Source organism: Tsukamurella pseudospumae, from assembly GCF_001575195.1.
Taxonomy (GTDB): domain Bacteria; phylum Actinomycetota; class Actinomycetes; order Mycobacteriales; family Mycobacteriaceae; genus Tsukamurella; species Tsukamurella pseudospumae.
The window spans coordinates 1-537 of sequence record NZ_LSRF01000104.1 but is presented as its reverse complement, the minus strand read 5'-3'; the positions used below and the strand labels follow the sequence as shown (position 1 = coordinate 537).

The following is a 537-nucleotide window of genomic DNA, read 5'->3' as shown; positions in this document are numbered from 1 at the left end:
CGGCAAGTGGAAGCGGTGTCGCTCAACGGATAAAAGGTACCCCGGGGATAACAGGCTGATCTTCCCCAAGAGTCCATATCGACGGGATGGTTTGGCACCTCGATGTCGGCTCGTCGCATCCTGGGGCTGGAGTAGGTCCCAAGGGTTGGGCTGTTCGCCCATTAAAGCGGCACGCGAGCTGGGTTTAGAACGTCGTGAGACAGTTCGGTCTCTATCCGCCGCGCGCGTTAGAATCTTGAGGAAGGCTGTCCCTAGTACGAGAGGACCGGGACGGACGAACCTCTGGTGTGCCAGTTGTTCCACCAGGAGCACGGCTGGTTGGCTACGTTCGGAAGGGATAACCGCTGAAAGCATCTAAGCGGGAAGCCTGTTCCAAGATTAGGATTCTCACCACCTTGAGTGGGTAAGACCCCCTACAGACTATGGGGTTGATAGGCCAGAACTGGAAGCGCAGTAATGCGTGCAGGTGACTGGTACTAATCGGTCGAGGACTTACCACACACATAACATTCGCCAAAACGAGCACTGATGGCTCAC

General features: G+C 56.1%; 1 rRNA gene. It reads left to right on the top strand.

What is annotated here, in order from left to right:
- Positions 1–500 (top strand): 23S ribosomal RNA (locus AXK60_RS25335); the annotation flags it as partial.
- Between the last annotated feature and the right edge of the window lie 37 nt (positions 501–537).